Origin of the sequence: Pseudomonas mangrovi, from assembly GCF_003052585.1 — a bacterium.
GTDB classification, from domain to species: domain Bacteria; phylum Pseudomonadota; class Gammaproteobacteria; order Pseudomonadales; family Pseudomonadaceae; genus Aquipseudomonas; species Aquipseudomonas mangrovi.
Genome location: NZ_QASN01000002.1, coordinates 1 through 12,899, shown reverse-complemented (window position 1 = coordinate 12,899; position 12,899 = coordinate 1). Strand labels below are relative to the sequence as shown.

Here is a 12,899-nt window from a genome sequence, read left to right as displayed (position 1 = left end):
CTTTCGTTGCGGCGCGTCTGGCGGACCTTTCCTGCCGGGAGGAGGGTGAAACCTGGCGCAACGGTTTGCGGTTTGTCCTGCTACCGGTGGCAGCGGTTAAGGTGGCGGCTGGAATTTTCCCGGAACCTGCCAATGCTCACACTCAATCTTGGTCCGCTGGCCCTGAGCCTTTCTCATGCGCTGCTGCTGGGCAGTCTGCTACTGGCCTCGCTGACCGGCTGGTGGCTAGGGCGGCGCTCGGCACGCAACCCCGAGGGCGTGCTTTTCCTGCTGTTGCTGATCGCCCTGCTGGTGGCGCGGATTGCCTTTGTCGCGCGCTATTTCGATGAGTACGAGCAATCCCCCTGGCAGATGTTGGATGTGCGCGATGGCGGCTTCCTGATCTGGCCCGGGCTGCTCGCCGCGCTGCTCGTTGCCGCGGGGCTGGCCTGGCGTGATCGGGTGCTGCGCAAGCCGCTGCTGGGCGCGCTGGTGGTCGGCGTACTGGTCTGGGGTGGCGGTCAGCTGGTGCTGCGCTCGCTGGAGCAGGGCACGCGCCTGCCGGAGCTGGCGTTGCGTGACATGGACGGGCAGCCGGTCCAGCTGCACGACTACCTGGGCAAGCCGCTGGTGATCAATCTGTGGGCCACCTGGTGTCCGCCGTGTCGGCGCGAGATGCCGGTGCTGGCAAAGGCCCAGGCCCGCGAAAAGAGTGTGACCTTTCTGATCGTCAACCAGGGCGAGGGGGAGGCCGAGATCCGCCGCTTCCTGGCGCATAGCGGTCTTGAGCTGGACAACCTGCTGCTGGACAGCGGCGGTCGGCTCGGTCAGCAGGTGGGCTCGCGGGCGCTACCCACCACGCTGTTCTACGACGCCCAGGGACGTCAGGTCGGCAGTCATCTGGGTGAACTGTCGCAGGCCAGCCTGGCCCGCGCGCTGGAGTCGTTGCGACCGGCGCCCTGATCCGGCGGCCGGTCAGCAGGACCCTGCTTCAGAGCAGACCGAAGACCTTCTTCGCCAGGCCGGTCGCGGCGCTGGCCGGGTCCTTGCGAATGTTGCCTTCCTGCTGGGCGATCATCTCGAACAGGCCGTCGAGGGCCTTCTCGGTCACGTAGCTTTCGATGTTGGCGCTCTTCGCATCGACTGCGCCCAGGCTCGCGGCCTGGCCGGCGAAGCTGTTGTACTGCTGCGCCAGCCCGACCTGATCGGTGGCACGCTTGACGATCGGCAGGAAGCGCGCGCGGATCTGCTCGCGGCTGGTGCGGTTGAGGTACTGGGTGGCGGCATCATCGCCGCCGGAGAGGATGCCCTTGGCGTCCTGCACGGTCATCTTTTTCACCGCGTCGAGCAGCAGCGCCTGGGCCTCCGGCACGGCTGCTTCGGCGGCGCGGTTCATGCTCGTTTCCAGCTGATCCACCTGGCCACCCATGCCGATGCGGCGCATGGTCCGCGCCGCCTTGCCGAGATTGCCCGGCAGCTCGATGCGAACATCCGGGTTGTTGGCGAATCCACCGGGTCTGCCGAGCTGCTGTACGGCGACTTTCGCGCTCTGGCTGAGGGCGTCCTTGAGGCCGCCGCTGGCATCGTTCTGGCTCAGGTCGGAGAGCGACAGGGCGAGGGCATTGCTGCACAGCAGCAGGCCGGCGAAGAGGGTGGTCAGGCGAAGCATGGGAGCGTCCTTCTGGCAGAGTGGTCGGGGGAGCTTAGCGGAGCGGCCGGGGAAATGCCCGTGCGCCGCAGCCGCCTGCGCTCAGTCCGAATGATCGGTCGAGGCGAAGATCATCAGGCGATCATCTGCCAGCGCCAGGTTGTAGGACTCGCGCCAGCCGCCGAGCGAGCGTTGCTGTCCATCCAGCAGCTCCCAGCTGACGCTGGCCAGTGCGCAACGGCTGCCCAGTGATACGACGCGCAGATCGTCATAGCGGCAGGAACGACAGCCACGGCCGTGGTAGTCGTCGAGCACCTTCTGGAAGTACGCGGATGTCTCGCCGTGGCTGGCGAAGACCTCGCCGCCCTCCACGTGCTGTGCGAGGTACGGCGAGAGATAGCGCTCGGCGATGCGCGTGCCGTCGAAGGAGGCGAAAGCCGCCACGAAGTCGTCGAAGAAACGGGCGATCTGCTGCTGCGATATGCCTGGATTTTCCATGCGGTTCTCCTCTTGAAAGTCGTTGGCCTGCGGCCAGTCGGGTGGTCAGGGCAGTCCGGTCGGCCGGCCGAGGGGGCCGCCGCCCAGCACTGCACGCAGAGCCTCGGCCACCAGCGCGGGGGCGGCCGGATCGTCGGGCGGCTCGAACTGCAGGTCGTTGTCGTCGAAGAAGCTGACCTGCGCGCGGCTGCGCTCGGCATCCAGAGGGACCACCAGCAACTGATGGAAGTCGCCCTTGGCCGGATCGGCGTTCAGGTTCCATTGCGGATGGCCGTCCGGGCCGCGGTCGGGGATCAGGTAGAGATCCAGGCCCCCGGCGCGCAGGCAGGGATTGTGGTTGTACATGTTGGAGAAGGTGCAGCGATGGCCGCTGGCCAGAATGGTCTGCTTGAGTTGCTGCAGTGACTTTCGGGATAGCATTTGCTGCTCCTGCGCTTCGCTGGTCGCCAATCCGGCGCCAGCCAGAGTCAGACTCACCAGGAGTCCGAGGCAGCGACTCATTGAGCTCGCCGGTACTCGGCCAGTACGTCCTCGAGCGTCGGATTCGACTTGCCCATGCCGTTGACGAACACCGCCGGCACCGGCCCTTCGAGGATGTGGCTTGCGCGCTTCGCGTCAGCAATGGCCTGCTCGGTCGGCTCGCCGAACTGCAGCGAATAGCCGCTGCCGCGTTTCACCGGTATGCCGAGTTGATGGAGTCGCGCGGCCAGTTCATCGGCACGTCTGGCTTCCACCGAAGGACAGTTCAGCGGCGCAAGGATGTACACGTGTCCGGAGGGTGCCTGGCTGGGCATGCTCACGGGAATGAAGCCGCCGGGGCTCTGCTGCGCCAGCGCGGCTAGCTCGCGGTTGTGCTGGTACTGGCTCCACTGCTTGTAGCCGACGGCGGCGACTCCGACGACCAGCAGAATCTTCAATAGCCTCATCTTCTCGTTCCCTGAGGGTGGTCTGCGACTGCCCGAACGGGCATTGCCACAATAGTCGCCAAGCCGCTGCAGCTGCTGCGCGGTCGGTCAAACAATCGCACACCTCATGTGCAGGTTCGCCAGCAGTTTGGCTGGCCGTGCGATTGCCGGTGAACTATCAAGCATGGGAAGGTCGGCATCCGCGCCCTGCTGTGAGACGATGACGCCGCTATCCTCCTCCCTGGCAAAAAAGGACCCTTGACTAGTACCGATGAAGACGCCCAAACGTATTGAACCCCTGGTCGAAGACGGCCTGGTGGATGAGGTGCTGCGTCCGCTGATGAGCGGCAAGGAGGCAGCGGTCTATGTGGTGCGCTGTGGCAATGAGCTGCGCTGCGCCAAGGTCTACAAGGAGGCCGACAAACGCAGCTTCAGGCAGGCGGCGGAGTATCAGGAAGGGCGCAAGGTGCGCGGCAGTCGCCAGGCGCGGGCGATGGCCAAGGGCACCAAGTACGGCCGCAAGGAGCAGGAGCAGAACTGGCAGAACGCCGAGGTCGCTGCGCTGTTTCGTCTGGCGAATGCCGGCGTCCGTGTGCCCACGCCCTACGACTTCCTCGACGGCGTGCTGTTGATGGAACTGGTCACCGATGGCGAGGGTGACGTTGCGCCGCGCCTGAACGACGTCGACCTGCTGCCCGAGGACGCCCGCGAGTTCCACGCCTTCATGATCCAGGAGATCGTCAAGATGCTCTGCGCCGGCCTGGTGCATGGCGACCTCTCCGAATTCAACGTCCTGCTCGGTCCGCACGGGCCGGTGATCATCGACCTGCCGCAGGCGGTGGACGCCGCCGCCAACAACCACGCCTTCAGCATGCTCGAGCGCGACGTGCGCAATATGGCCGAGTACTTCGGCCAGTTCGCCCCCGAACTCAGGTTCACCAAGTACGCCAAGGAGATGTGGGCGCTCTACACCGCCGGCAAGCTCACCCCCGACAGCGTGCTGACCGGGGAATTCGCCGAGTCCGAAGATGCCGCCGATATCGACGCGGTCATGGAAGAGATCAAGGCGGTGCTGGCGGACGAGGAAATGCGCAAGGCCCGGCTGGCGGCAGAGGACGAGCCGGACAGTTAAGTGCCGGGTGGCTGGCCTGCAGGGCATTCGAGCAGTCCCGTCCGAGGCACTCGACTCAGAGCCCATCTGTGCGCCGGTGGTCCTGTGCACCACCGGCAGTTCCCCACGCTGAGCGCCTAGTTCGTCGTTAGCAGTGTGGCGGAATTCTCCACTAGCCAGGCTTTGCTTGCCGCCGAGCCAATACGTACCGCCCTCCTGGCGGCCCAGTACGGGCCGAGCCGGTCAAAGGTAGTCGGCGGCACTGGTTCCTTGATCTCGGTGTCCTGAAAGGCCTGCATGCTGATCTGGTAAGCGCTATCGGTGACCTGGGAGAGCTGTTCCTCGAGACGGATCAGCAGGGTCTCCAGCTGCTTCACCTGCCGTATACCCGCCTGAGCGTCGGCTAGGGTCGCCGATGCGCGCTGGGCTTTGGCTTGGTTCTGCGCCTCCAGCACCTCGCCCAGTGTGGCCGTGGCGGCGCTGGGCGCAGAGCAGGGCGTGCGCTCGATCAGGGCAACCAGGTCGGTCAGGCTGGCATGTACGTTGGCGAGATGATGATCGGTGGACTCGTAGGCAATCGCCACCGCCTCCTTGTCCTCTGCGGCCCCTTCGAGCCAGAAGATCGTCATGGGCAGCTCGTTCTTCAGAGAAAAAAGATTGCCGCGCAGCGCCTCAAGTTTTCCCGGCAGCTCGTGCCGCGCATCGTAGTGGCGGCCTCGGCATGGGAACCCGTCGGGCAACTCATCCAGCCAGGCCCCCAACTGCTGCATCACTTGCGGCGTCCCCCCGCCGAACGGCCCTTCAACAGCGGCATGCGCGCAGGGGCCGGAAAAAACCAGTGTCAGCGGTAGCGCAGCCAGCAGACTCAGCCGTGTGGAAATGTGCATTTGCGAGCGTCCTTGCCAAGGGGGAGACGAGCTGCAGCGGAAGCGGCATCGGTCTGATTCGTGTGTCTGCCTATCGATTGTCGTGGCTTCGGCTGCTACGCGCCGTGTTGGTGTTCCCAAGCTCGTAACTGACTGCCGCGATCCAGCCCACCGTCGCGGACAGCTGCCGGCTGCGATCCTCGCGCCATTGGCATTTGTGCCCGGTTCACACACGCAGCAGACCGCGGAAACCTCTGGCCGCGTAATACGACTGCGCACCGTTGTGGTAGGTGAACACGCGTCCGTAGCGGCGATCGCCGAACAGCGCGCCGCCCAGTGCGCGAATCGCGGCAGGCGTGCTGATCCAGCTGGATGTCTTGAGGTCAAACTCGCCCAGCGCCTGCAGCTGGCGGTACTGCTCCTCGCTCAGCAACTCGATGCCCATCTCCCCGGCCTTCTCGACCGCGCTGCTCTGCGGCTTGTGTTCCTTGCGCGAGTCCAGCGCCGCGCGGTCGTAGCACAGGCTTCTGCGGCCGGTGGGGGTTTCCGTCGAGCAGTCGCAGAAGGTGATGGAGTCGCGATGCGCACCGGCATCGTCGGCAAGCACGACCACGTCCGGTTCGCCACCGCTTTGCTCCATTTGGCGAAGCGACTCCAGTGCCGTCGGATGCTGCTCCAGTCGGCTGAGCACCCCGGCCCAGTCAAGGCCCGGATGGCGCTGGCTGTTGCCCTCGAAGCGCTTCTTCAGTAGCTCAAGCAAATCGTCTTGCGTTGTCATTGCTCAACTCCGCCGGCAAGGGGGATCAGGTTGTTTGTGCTGGCCGCTCAGTGCTTCTTCCATACCGGATCGTAGGGCCTGCTGAAGGCGTAGAGCGCGTAGTAGCCGGGGAGTGCAATCGCCCAGCTGATCGCGTTGCTGATATAGAACTGGGCGTCGGTCAGACCGGCGCGCAAGTCGATATCGGTGAGGAAGTAGTAGGTCACGGAGAAGCCACCGTAGACGATCAGCACGATGAGCCAGAAACGCGGGGTGGCAATCGGCTTGTCGAAGGCGAAGCCGAACAGGCCGACGGTCGCTACCAGCCAGAAAGCCAGACTGGCTACTTCGCTGGCCCCGGCATCTGGAGTGAAGAACAGTCCCAGCATCGCCAGCGCAGAAATGCCGGTGATGCAGAAAAAGTAGATCTTCCAGCCGATGGAGCGCCTGAATAAGGCTCCGTCAGTGACTTCCGAACGGGGTGCCTGATAAGGATTGCTTTCCATATTGTCCTCTTGCTGCGGATCTAGTACGCGGCTCCCAGACCTATTTCTGGTGGGAGAGCTGGATTCTAAATAAATCTGTCCCCATTTATTTTCTTGTCACTGAGGCGTTTGCGGCGTCCTCAATCCTTGGCGGCGTGTGGGCCGTCGGAAGGGCGTACGCGCTGCCACGGCAGGCGCCCTTCCAGCTCGATCTGCAGGGCCACGTCATTGGGGTCGGAGTGATTTTCTCGTGTCCATCCATTCATTAAGTCCGCTCTCAACGGTTTTCGTATGTCCCGGTGTGCGTGCTATTTCTTATGCCCATAGGTGCGCAGAGTATTTAACAGGGTGGACAGTTTTTTTGCGCCCAATGCTACGTAAGTGCCAATAGCGATTTCGAATAATGTAACGCCGGTAGCGACATAGAAGTCGGCACGATCAGCTTCGCCGAAAAGCGATGGATGTTTCGCTGAGATAATCAGATATATCAGGTTGTGGAGAAGGTCTGGCAGGGTTCTGCTGAGAATATAAACCCCCAGAACCGTAAATGCGCATACTTCTATTGCGTGTGCTCCGCTGCTCAGGCTGGGCGATTCTGACGATGTTCTAGGAAGCAGCATTCGGGCAATAGATACGGGGAATACAATCATTATGAGCGCCAGGAAGCCAGTGATTGCCATGGCGGGAGTCGCTAGGTTCAATAATGAGGGGTCTTCAATGATGGCGCCCAGGGACGAATAAATTCCTCTTTGCTGGAGAAATGTCAGCAAGAGCATGTAGATTCCGAAAATGCGGACAAATAGTGCGGTAATATTCAGTAGGAACATGGTTGGACCCTGGCAAGAAGATGAAGTTGCGCCGAAGCGTTCTGTTGGGTTGGGTGAGCAAATAAACCTGCTCTAATTTATGTCAATGACATAAATTCCGTTAGGTTTCAGTGTTGCAGTTCGTCTGGCTCTCCGCTGCGGTTATCTCAAGCGCTTGGCCCCCGCTGTGCGAACTACAGAATGGCCAGGGCAAGCAGTCCACCGAAAGGCCGGATATAAGGATGCAACCGCGCTGACGACAGGATCAAAATAGCTATTCCTCACTGCTTGTGGGCGCATATACATTGTTAGGCTTTGTGGAATACAACATCAGAAGTCTCGAAATGACATTCCTTACCTACAAGATGCTCCGCACCGGCACAGGAAAATAAGGTGCCTTTGACATATTTATTATCCTTAATGCCAAGCTCATCCCAGTCGAAGTAGTATTGAAAGTGCATCTTGGGCGAACCTTTAGAGCACGGTATTCTCTCAAGAGACCAGTTTCCCGATGTAGCTTCTACCTCAATAACATAGTGTCCAGATGTTCGTGGCTTAAAGGATACAATTATTTGGTAATTGACTTCGAAATACTCGGTTCCGCGAATGTTCTCTGGTTGAAGAACCATATACTCAAATAGGTGTTCAAGAATATTTGAGTGCCTCTCTTCGGCTTCAATAGCCTGTTCGCGATCACGGCTATAAAAATACTGGTTATAAAGACCTCGGCTTGCCAATCTGAAGTCATTCATTCTTTCAGTTAAGTCCATTTTTTATTTCTTCCTCGTAGAGCCTAACGTTTGGGGCGCCGTGGCGGCGAAGCCGCGAAGGGAATCCACAAGCGCAGCTTGTTGGTGGTCCCTCTCGACGGAATTGTTAGCGCGGAGATAGGAGGTAGGTATCAACATCTATTGATGCTCCAACTTCCGATAGGAATGTGACCACCTGAGTATCAAACCCTATTGCTGGGGTTGAATCTCCTTCTTCAGTGCTTATCCACAAAACTACTGCAAAAAATGCTTCGAGATTGAACTGAATTTTTGCTTCGTTGATCTTTGCGACGAAAGGCGTCAGCGTGGAAGTAACGGATGCGGCCAACTCATACACGTCAATCACTTCGCGCTCAACCCTGCCTGAGGAAAAGCACCACGCGGATTGCCTTGGTCGAGGAATACTTTCTCGATCAACGGATGTTGGCTCAACGCCAATAATTTTCGTAACGGCATCTGGTTCAAAGCCGTTTCCAAACAAGCCGAAATAGACCTCGCCTTTGCTAAGCATGCCTACAACCTTAAGCGCTAACGTTTGGTTAAGGAGCCGGCTTTAGCCGGTTCCGGGTGAGCGAAGCGAGCGGCTTGAACCACTAGTTAGATTCTGGCTTCAAGTTCAAAGCGATAGCCCTCAAAAAAGCGGAAACGCTTGGCGCCAACTTTATTTAGGTCAACCACAAGATCACCTGCAAGATTTTTGGGTTCCTTGCTATCGTTGGCCCAAGCATCTATGCAGTCAAGTTTATGGCCGCCGCGCAATATCGCATGAAATGCTTCTACTACTTGAAGCGTTGCATCTATATCTTCTTGGTCTTCTTCCCACCAGTCCACGGGCTCTGAGAAACCAAGATCTGTAGCATTTTGATCAAGATGCCTGAATGCACAACTGCAACCGTCTTTTGAGCCAAGAAACCATTTATTTGGGTGACGCAGGAGGGGCGCTTCTGGTATGGCGTTTACGTTCCTTGAGAACTGAACTAGGGGCGTATTTAGCGCCGTTAGGTCAGCTTCGGATGTTGTACTTACTATGGCCATGTAGCACATGATGGAACCTAGCGATTAAGCTAACGGGCAGACAAAAGCGCAGCTTTTGGCTGTCCAGCGAACGAAGTGAGCGACAGTTGAGCGTATTGTTAGCCGACATCACTGGAACTGCCTTTTATAAGCCAATACGTGCTCTGGAAATAGACTTTCATATGTGGTGCTCTCTATGCCGAACGCTGTTATTTCGATGGCTTGCTCACCTAGCTCGGATGACAAGTCTTCGATGTGAATGCCTCCGCTTGCCTCAACAGGCGTATTTTCAGCAGTAGTGATAGAAAGTGACTTATGGCGTTGGCTCTCAATCGACGAGCCCTGAAAATCGGCGTATGCGTCTGTAGGTAGCAATTGGCCAAATACCACGCCCATTGGCGGGTCGCCGGCCTCTAGGTCCGACCAGCCAATTAATGTTGGCCCACTAAATACTTTGAATCGGCGCATGTGCCTTTCCTTGGCGGCTAACGTTTGGTTAAGGGGCGGGCTTTAGCCCGTCCCAGTAAGCGGAGCGAACGATTTGAACCAGTTGTTAGGCTTCATGCAAGGCGTCCCTTCAGCGTCAGTAGGCGTATGCATTCTTCTGCTCGCTTAACCCCGCCCCATTCAATTGGCTCTGCAATAAGAGGCATAAGCAAACGGGCTATTGCCTCCGCCTCCGTCCAGTCAAGTGAACACACAGCCTTTGATTCGTAAGATTTAACGGATGGTGAGCTATAGCCAATGCGGGACTCGCTTTCGATTAATACGGGTAGCTCAAGCTCATATTGCTTGTTGTGAAAATCTTGGAATACAAGCACATAGGTTCCACCATCACGACAAACGTCGGCTGCGTATATGGAAGTAGGAACTGGGAGATTCATGGTTGAGGCCTAACGACTAAGCTAAGGGGCAGGCTTTAGCCTGTCCCAGTGAGCGGAGCGAACGACTTGAGCGCCTTGTTATGTTTCAAGCTCACGGACTCGCTCCTCAATGCTCTTGAAATTTATGTGAGGTTTTATTGCTGGCCACTGATTTCTGGATACGTCACACATTGAAATTACGCCAATGAAGACGCCCATGGCTAGTGCTCCAAAAAATATGACTAGGTCAGGAATTTCAGGTCTTCCGAAATAGTTGTAGCTGAGGCTTGCTATAAGCCCGACTACTAACCAGCTTATAAGATTGATAGCAAGTCGCTTAGTTTTGCTTGCGGGCTTCATGTCTTTTTGCTTTATCAGTGAAGATAAAATTTTAAGTTCTTGAATTTTATGCATGGATGATCCCGACTGAAACATAACGATTAAGCTAACGGGCAGACAAAAGCGTAGCTTTTGGCTGTCCAGCGAACGAAGTGAGCGGCAGTTGAGCGCATTGTTATGCGCTGAACTGGCCAAGAATGGCCATTAGTGAAAATGCAAATACGATAATTCCAATGCAGCATACATAGGTTTCGTTTCTGGAGCCGCTCAACCACTCGTTCTTGGGGTATTTTCCGAGTGTGGCTATTTTTACAAAGGGCCAACCTATAGCGTAGAAGAATGTGCTAAGCAGAATTTCTGTTACGAAGTAGCCAAGGAGTCGTGCTGCAAAGCTGAGGATTTCTTCCATGTGTCACCAGCGTATAACGTTGAGCTCACCGGCGCCGCGCGCAGCGCTTTGGGCGTCCGGTGGAGCGAGTGGTTATGGTGCATAGTCCGGGCTCATGAGTGTTACCATTTTTATTTTCTCCCCGCCGGGCTCGAATTGAACATGTAGTACATGAGTCGGTTTTTCGTAAGAAACCCAAGCGCCCTGTTTGCCGAGGATTGGAATTTCTATCTCGCTGCCTTCTCGTGAAGGTGGGCCAAGCTTTTGTTGGAGCTGAGAAAGTGTACAGTTTATTGAGGCTGAAAGTAGTTCTTCAATTTTGCACTTTTCTAAAACAAATACCGTCTTTACTTTGCGCTCCTGAGTTAGAAGAAACTGAAGCGAGCAATCGTTTAGCTCTATGGCCCAATCTGGTGATTCACCTTCGCCTGAGAGCCAATCCCGATACTCCTCTCTGTAAGAGAGTGCAGCGAAGCCAAGAGAGTCAAAGGATTTTCCAAGCATTGAGGCAATAAACATTTTATGGCGCACCATAACGTTTGGTTAAGGGGCCGGCTTTAGCCGGTCCCGAGTGAGCGGAGCGAACGACTTGAACCAGTAGTTAGGGTTCAGCATTGCACGCTAAACCGCTTTTAGCTCATCTGTCTCTTCTCTGCGGGCATCGCCTGGGAAGAGAGTTTCAATAATTTTGTTGGTGCGCATGAATATTACTTGCCAGCTAAATGGTGCAGTACCAGAGGGAAGCAATATCTCTAATTTTTCTTGCAGTTCGTTTCTGAGCTTGATTATGTCACTGCTAAGTGCTGTGTCGTTTACTGTGATAGTTATGCCGAGCTCGTTGAAATAACCAGCAAAATGACTTTCGACTGTCAGCACGAAAGGTCTCGCCGCAATAGATTTAGCTTCAGAGCAAGCAGCCTCTTCCAGAGATATGTGGCCTACTTGCCTTTGCTTCTGTTTGGACTGGCGCTTGCTCATGTGTGAGCCCTAACGTTAAGTTAAGGGGCGGGCTTTAGCCCGTCCCAGCGAACGAAGTGAGCGACTTGAACTTATTGTTATAACCCTAAACTCGGTCTCTCTTGCCTGGTGGCCCATAGAGTTCCATCTCCCAATCCTCAAGGGGCGGTATTACTTTAAAAGATGGGTCGCAGTAAGATCTAAGGTAGTCAGTGGCTCTTTTTTGAGCATGCGTGTAGTTTTGAACTTTGCCTTCATTGTCCAGTTCAATGACGTTTGCGAATATTGCAAATACCATTTCAATTACGCTTGGCTCTGCGCCGTACAGGTCTAAGTACTCTACATCCTCAAGCATATAGTGGCTTCCGCTTGCCATGAAGTATGCAAACGTTCGTAGTGCCCCACTGAAATCATTGCTTAGTTTCATCTCTGGAACCATTCCGGCTTGGGTTATAACGTTTGGTTAAGGGGCGGGCTTTAGCCCGTCCCAGTGAGCGAAGCGAGCGATTTGAACCAGTAGTTAGAGCAGCGGCACCGCAGTAATTGTTAAGGCTATTCATAAACGCGTGCCCCACAAAGCATTTCGGCAAAGACTCTCCAACTGGGCGCTGATGCATCCACTTGCTGGTTTGTATTTTTGTAGTATCCGTCGATGTCTTTACTATAAATGCTGAGCGCCTCTAGGAATGAGCCAATATCTGCGTTCTCCCATTCTTGACCATTAGCCCTATAGTCTTCAGCAAGAAGAGCTAGAAATTGCTGAAAATCTTCACGCGTTTGGATGGTCGGCGCAATCTCTGAAGCTTTGTCGTTCACGCGGTATTCCTTCCGTGGCTCTAACGTTTGGTTAAGGGGCGGGCTTTAGCCCGTCCCAGTGAGCGAAGCGAACGATTTGAACCACTTGTTAGGCAGCGCCTAGATCGCGGCGAACTACCCCAAAGTTGATGACTACGATCTTCTTTCCCATCTCGTCCCACTCCACGAACTTCTGGCACTTCTTGTAGTAGTGTTCATAGCCCATCAGGTCTCCGAATGCCTCCTTGGGTGCCGATGCATCGGATGCACCGAACTCTTGGAGAAACTGTGCGTAGCTTTTGATGTAGCCGAATAGGCTAAGTGATGTCCCATAGAGGGCGAAACTACGGACGCGCCCATTCTCGAACCCAAAGCTGACCTTCTCAGGAAAGTGCAGAACGCCGCTGTGTTCAGTGGCGTTCGCGATCACATCTGGAAGCGGCAAATCTCGTCCGCTAGCGTCCTGATAGCTAGCACCTAACTCCCTCGACCAGGATGAACTCTTCACGATAGGCGCGAGTGAAACTTCGCAGACTTTGTCGATTGGAAAGCTTTTCGCATCGCATCCGTATGGAACGCCGCATAGGGATAACTCCTCGATTCGAAGATCCGATGATTTGAGGAATTGCAGGTTGTCGAAGATATCGGGCATGGTGATCAAGCCGCCTAACGTTTGGTTAAGGGGCGGGCTTTAGCCCGTCCCAGTGAGCGAAGCGAA

20 protein-coding genes are annotated in these 12,899 nt (G+C 56.4%); 2 read left to right on the top strand and 18 right to left on the bottom strand.

From position 1 onward, the window contains the following. The first annotated feature begins 132 nt into the window (after positions 1 to 132). Entirely contained in the window at positions 133 to 942 is an 810-nt protein-coding gene (locus DBO85_RS00135; protein WP_108104072.1) for a TlpA family protein disulfide reductase, read from the top strand. Between the two features lie 28 nt (positions 943 to 970). Here DBO85_RS00135 and DBO85_RS00130 read toward each other — a convergent pair whose 3' ends face one another. The 4 genes from DBO85_RS00130 to DBO85_RS00115 form a co-directional block, all read right to left on the bottom strand. Then, positions 971 to 1,648 carry a DUF4197 domain-containing protein gene (locus tag DBO85_RS00130; protein WP_108104070.1) on the bottom strand — a complete coding sequence of 226 codons (678 nt, stop codon included), beginning with the start codon at positions 1,646 to 1,648 and terminating at the stop codon, positions 971 to 973. Positions 1,649 to 1,729: 81 nt separating this feature from the next. Beyond that, entirely contained in the window at positions 1,730 to 2,125 is a 396-nt protein-coding gene (locus DBO85_RS00125; RefSeq protein WP_108104068.1) for a hypothetical protein, read from the bottom strand. Positions 2,126 to 2,170: 45 nt separating this feature from the next. Further along, positions 2,171 to 2,545: a hypothetical protein gene (locus tag DBO85_RS00120; protein ID WP_146168153.1), complete on the bottom strand. Its 375-nt coding sequence runs from the start codon at positions 2,543 to 2,545 to the stop codon at positions 2,171 to 2,173. A gap of 77 nt (positions 2,546 to 2,622) precedes the next feature. Further along, entirely contained in the window at positions 2,623 to 3,051 is a 429-nt protein-coding gene (locus DBO85_RS00115) for a hypothetical protein (protein WP_146168152.1), read from the bottom strand. A gap of 250 nt (positions 3,052 to 3,301) precedes the next feature. Between DBO85_RS00115 and DBO85_RS00110 the strand changes: the two genes are divergently transcribed. Then, positions 3,302 to 4,162, top strand: a complete 861-nt coding sequence (locus tag DBO85_RS00110; RefSeq protein WP_108104062.1) for a PA4780 family RIO1-like protein kinase — start codon at positions 3,302 to 3,304, stop codon at positions 4,160 to 4,162. A gap of 116 nt (positions 4,163 to 4,278) precedes the next feature. Here the strand turns inward: DBO85_RS00110 and DBO85_RS00105 are convergent, their stop codons facing one another. The 14 genes from DBO85_RS00105 to DBO85_RS00055 form a co-directional block, all read right to left on the bottom strand. Further along, a complete protein-coding gene (locus DBO85_RS00105; protein WP_108104060.1) occupies positions 4,279 to 5,028 on the bottom strand; it encodes a hypothetical protein in 750 nt (249 codons plus the stop codon). A 205-nt stretch (positions 5,029 to 5,233) separates the two neighbouring features. Continuing rightward, positions 5,234 to 5,785: a DUF4256 domain-containing protein gene (locus DBO85_RS00100; RefSeq protein WP_108104058.1), complete on the bottom strand. Its 552-nt coding sequence runs from the start codon at positions 5,783 to 5,785 to the stop codon at positions 5,234 to 5,236. 47 nt (positions 5,786 to 5,832) lie between these two features. Beyond that, on the bottom strand, positions 5,833 to 6,270 hold the full coding sequence (locus DBO85_RS00095) for a hypothetical protein (protein WP_108104056.1): 438 nt from the start codon (positions 6,268 to 6,270) through the stop codon (positions 5,833 to 5,835). A 287-nt stretch (positions 6,271 to 6,557) separates the two neighbouring features. Further along, positions 6,558 to 7,076, bottom strand: a complete 519-nt coding sequence (locus DBO85_RS00090) for a hypothetical protein (protein ID WP_108104054.1) — start codon at positions 7,074 to 7,076, stop codon at positions 6,558 to 6,560. Positions 7,077 to 7,363: 287 nt separating this feature from the next. Beyond that, positions 7,364 to 7,825 carry a hypothetical protein gene (locus DBO85_RS18995; protein ID WP_146168151.1) on the bottom strand — a complete coding sequence of 154 codons (462 nt, stop codon included), beginning with the start codon at positions 7,823 to 7,825 and terminating at the stop codon, positions 7,364 to 7,366. Positions 7,826 to 7,931: 106 nt separating this feature from the next. After that, positions 7,932 to 8,336: a DUF4279 domain-containing protein gene (locus DBO85_RS00080; protein WP_108104049.1), complete on the bottom strand. Its 405-nt coding sequence runs from the start codon at positions 8,334 to 8,336 to the stop codon at positions 7,932 to 7,934. Between the two features lie 86 nt (positions 8,337 to 8,422). Then, positions 8,423 to 8,869 carry a hypothetical protein gene (locus DBO85_RS18990; protein WP_146168150.1) on the bottom strand — a complete coding sequence of 149 codons (447 nt, stop codon included), beginning with the start codon at positions 8,867 to 8,869 and terminating at the stop codon, positions 8,423 to 8,425. Positions 8,870 to 8,968: 99 nt separating this feature from the next. Next, complete coding sequence (locus tag DBO85_RS00075) at positions 8,969 to 9,307, bottom strand: hypothetical protein (protein WP_108104047.1); 339 nt, start codon at positions 9,305 to 9,307, stop codon at positions 8,969 to 8,971. A 494-nt stretch (positions 9,308 to 9,801) separates the two neighbouring features. Then, entirely contained in the window at positions 9,802 to 10,116 is a 315-nt protein-coding gene (locus tag DBO85_RS00070; protein WP_158268854.1) for a hypothetical protein, read from the bottom strand. Positions 10,117 to 10,522: 406 nt separating this feature from the next. Beyond that, a complete protein-coding gene (locus DBO85_RS18985; RefSeq protein WP_146168149.1) occupies positions 10,523 to 10,948 on the bottom strand; it encodes a hypothetical protein in 426 nt (141 codons plus the stop codon). A gap of 102 nt (positions 10,949 to 11,050) precedes the next feature. Further along, entirely contained in the window at positions 11,051 to 11,407 is a 357-nt protein-coding gene (locus tag DBO85_RS18980; RefSeq protein WP_146168148.1) for a hypothetical protein, read from the bottom strand. 85 nt (positions 11,408 to 11,492) lie between these two features. After that, on the bottom strand, positions 11,493 to 11,813 hold the full coding sequence (locus tag DBO85_RS00065; protein WP_108104043.1) for a DUF7677 family protein: 321 nt from the start codon (positions 11,811 to 11,813) through the stop codon (positions 11,493 to 11,495). Positions 11,814 to 11,938: 125 nt separating this feature from the next. After that, positions 11,939 to 12,202, bottom strand: a complete 264-nt coding sequence (locus DBO85_RS00060; protein WP_199286977.1) for a DUF7660 family protein — start codon at positions 12,200 to 12,202, stop codon at positions 11,939 to 11,941. A gap of 88 nt (positions 12,203 to 12,290) precedes the next feature. Beyond that, positions 12,291 to 12,833, bottom strand: coding sequence for a hypothetical protein (locus DBO85_RS00055; RefSeq protein WP_108104041.1), 543 nt, complete (start codon positions 12,831 to 12,833; stop codon positions 12,291 to 12,293). Between the last annotated feature and the right edge of the window lie 66 nt (positions 12,834 to 12,899).

Bases quoted from the DNA above. Each gene is read 5' to 3' on its own strand.
- DBO85_RS00135 (WP_108104072.1), top strand. From the start codon at position 133: ATGCTCACACTCAATCTTGGTCCGCTGGCCCTGAGCCTTTCTCATGCG.
- DBO85_RS00080 (WP_108104049.1), bottom strand. From the start codon at position 8,336: ATGCTTAGCAAAGGCGAGGTCTATTTCGGCTTGTTTGGAAACGGCTTT.
- DBO85_RS00075 (WP_108104047.1), bottom strand. From the start codon at position 9,307: ATGCGCCGATTCAAAGTATTTAGTGGGCCAACATTAATTGGCTGGTCG.
- DBO85_RS00055 (WP_108104041.1), bottom strand. From the start codon at position 12,833: ATGCCCGATATCTTCGACAACCTGCAATTCCTCAAATCATCGGATCTT.
- DBO85_RS00090 (WP_108104054.1), bottom strand. From the start codon at position 7,076: ATGTTCCTACTGAATATTACCGCACTATTTGTCCGCATTTTCGGAATC.
- DBO85_RS18995 (WP_146168151.1), bottom strand. From the start codon at position 7,825: ATGGACTTAACTGAAAGAATGAATGACTTCAGATTGGCAAGCCGAGGT.
- DBO85_RS00100 (WP_108104058.1), bottom strand. From the start codon at position 5,785: ATGACAACGCAAGACGATTTGCTTGAGCTACTGAAGAAGCGCTTCGAG.
- DBO85_RS00105 (WP_108104060.1), bottom strand. From the start codon at position 5,028: ATGCACATTTCCACACGGCTGAGTCTGCTGGCTGCGCTACCGCTGACA.
- DBO85_RS00110 (WP_108104062.1), top strand. From the start codon at position 3,302: ATGAAGACGCCCAAACGTATTGAACCCCTGGTCGAAGACGGCCTGGTG.
- DBO85_RS00070 (WP_158268854.1), bottom strand. From the start codon at position 10,116: ATGCATAAAATTCAAGAACTTAAAATTTTATCTTCACTGATAAAGCAA.
- DBO85_RS18980 (WP_146168148.1), bottom strand. From the start codon at position 11,407: ATGAGCAAGCGCCAGTCCAAACAGAAGCAAAGGCAAGTAGGCCACATA.
- DBO85_RS18990 (WP_146168150.1), bottom strand. From the start codon at position 8,869: ATGTGCTACATGGCCATAGTAAGTACAACATCCGAAGCTGACCTAACG.
- DBO85_RS18985 (WP_146168149.1), bottom strand. From the start codon at position 10,948: ATGTTTATTGCCTCAATGCTTGGAAAATCCTTTGACTCTCTTGGCTTC.
- DBO85_RS00065 (WP_108104043.1), bottom strand. From the start codon at position 11,813: ATGAAACTAAGCAATGATTTCAGTGGGGCACTACGAACGTTTGCATAC.
- DBO85_RS00120 (WP_146168153.1), bottom strand. From the start codon at position 2,545: ATGCTATCCCGAAAGTCACTGCAGCAACTCAAGCAGACCATTCTGGCC.
- DBO85_RS00130 (WP_108104070.1), bottom strand. From the start codon at position 1,648: ATGCTTCGCCTGACCACCCTCTTCGCCGGCCTGCTGCTGTGCAGCAAT.
- DBO85_RS00115 (WP_146168152.1), bottom strand. From the start codon at position 3,051: ATGAGGCTATTGAAGATTCTGCTGGTCGTCGGAGTCGCCGCCGTCGGC.
- DBO85_RS00095 (WP_108104056.1), bottom strand. From the start codon at position 6,270: ATGGAAAGCAATCCTTATCAGGCACCCCGTTCGGAAGTCACTGACGGA.
- DBO85_RS00125 (WP_108104068.1), bottom strand. From the start codon at position 2,125: ATGGAAAATCCAGGCATATCGCAGCAGCAGATCGCCCGTTTCTTCGAC.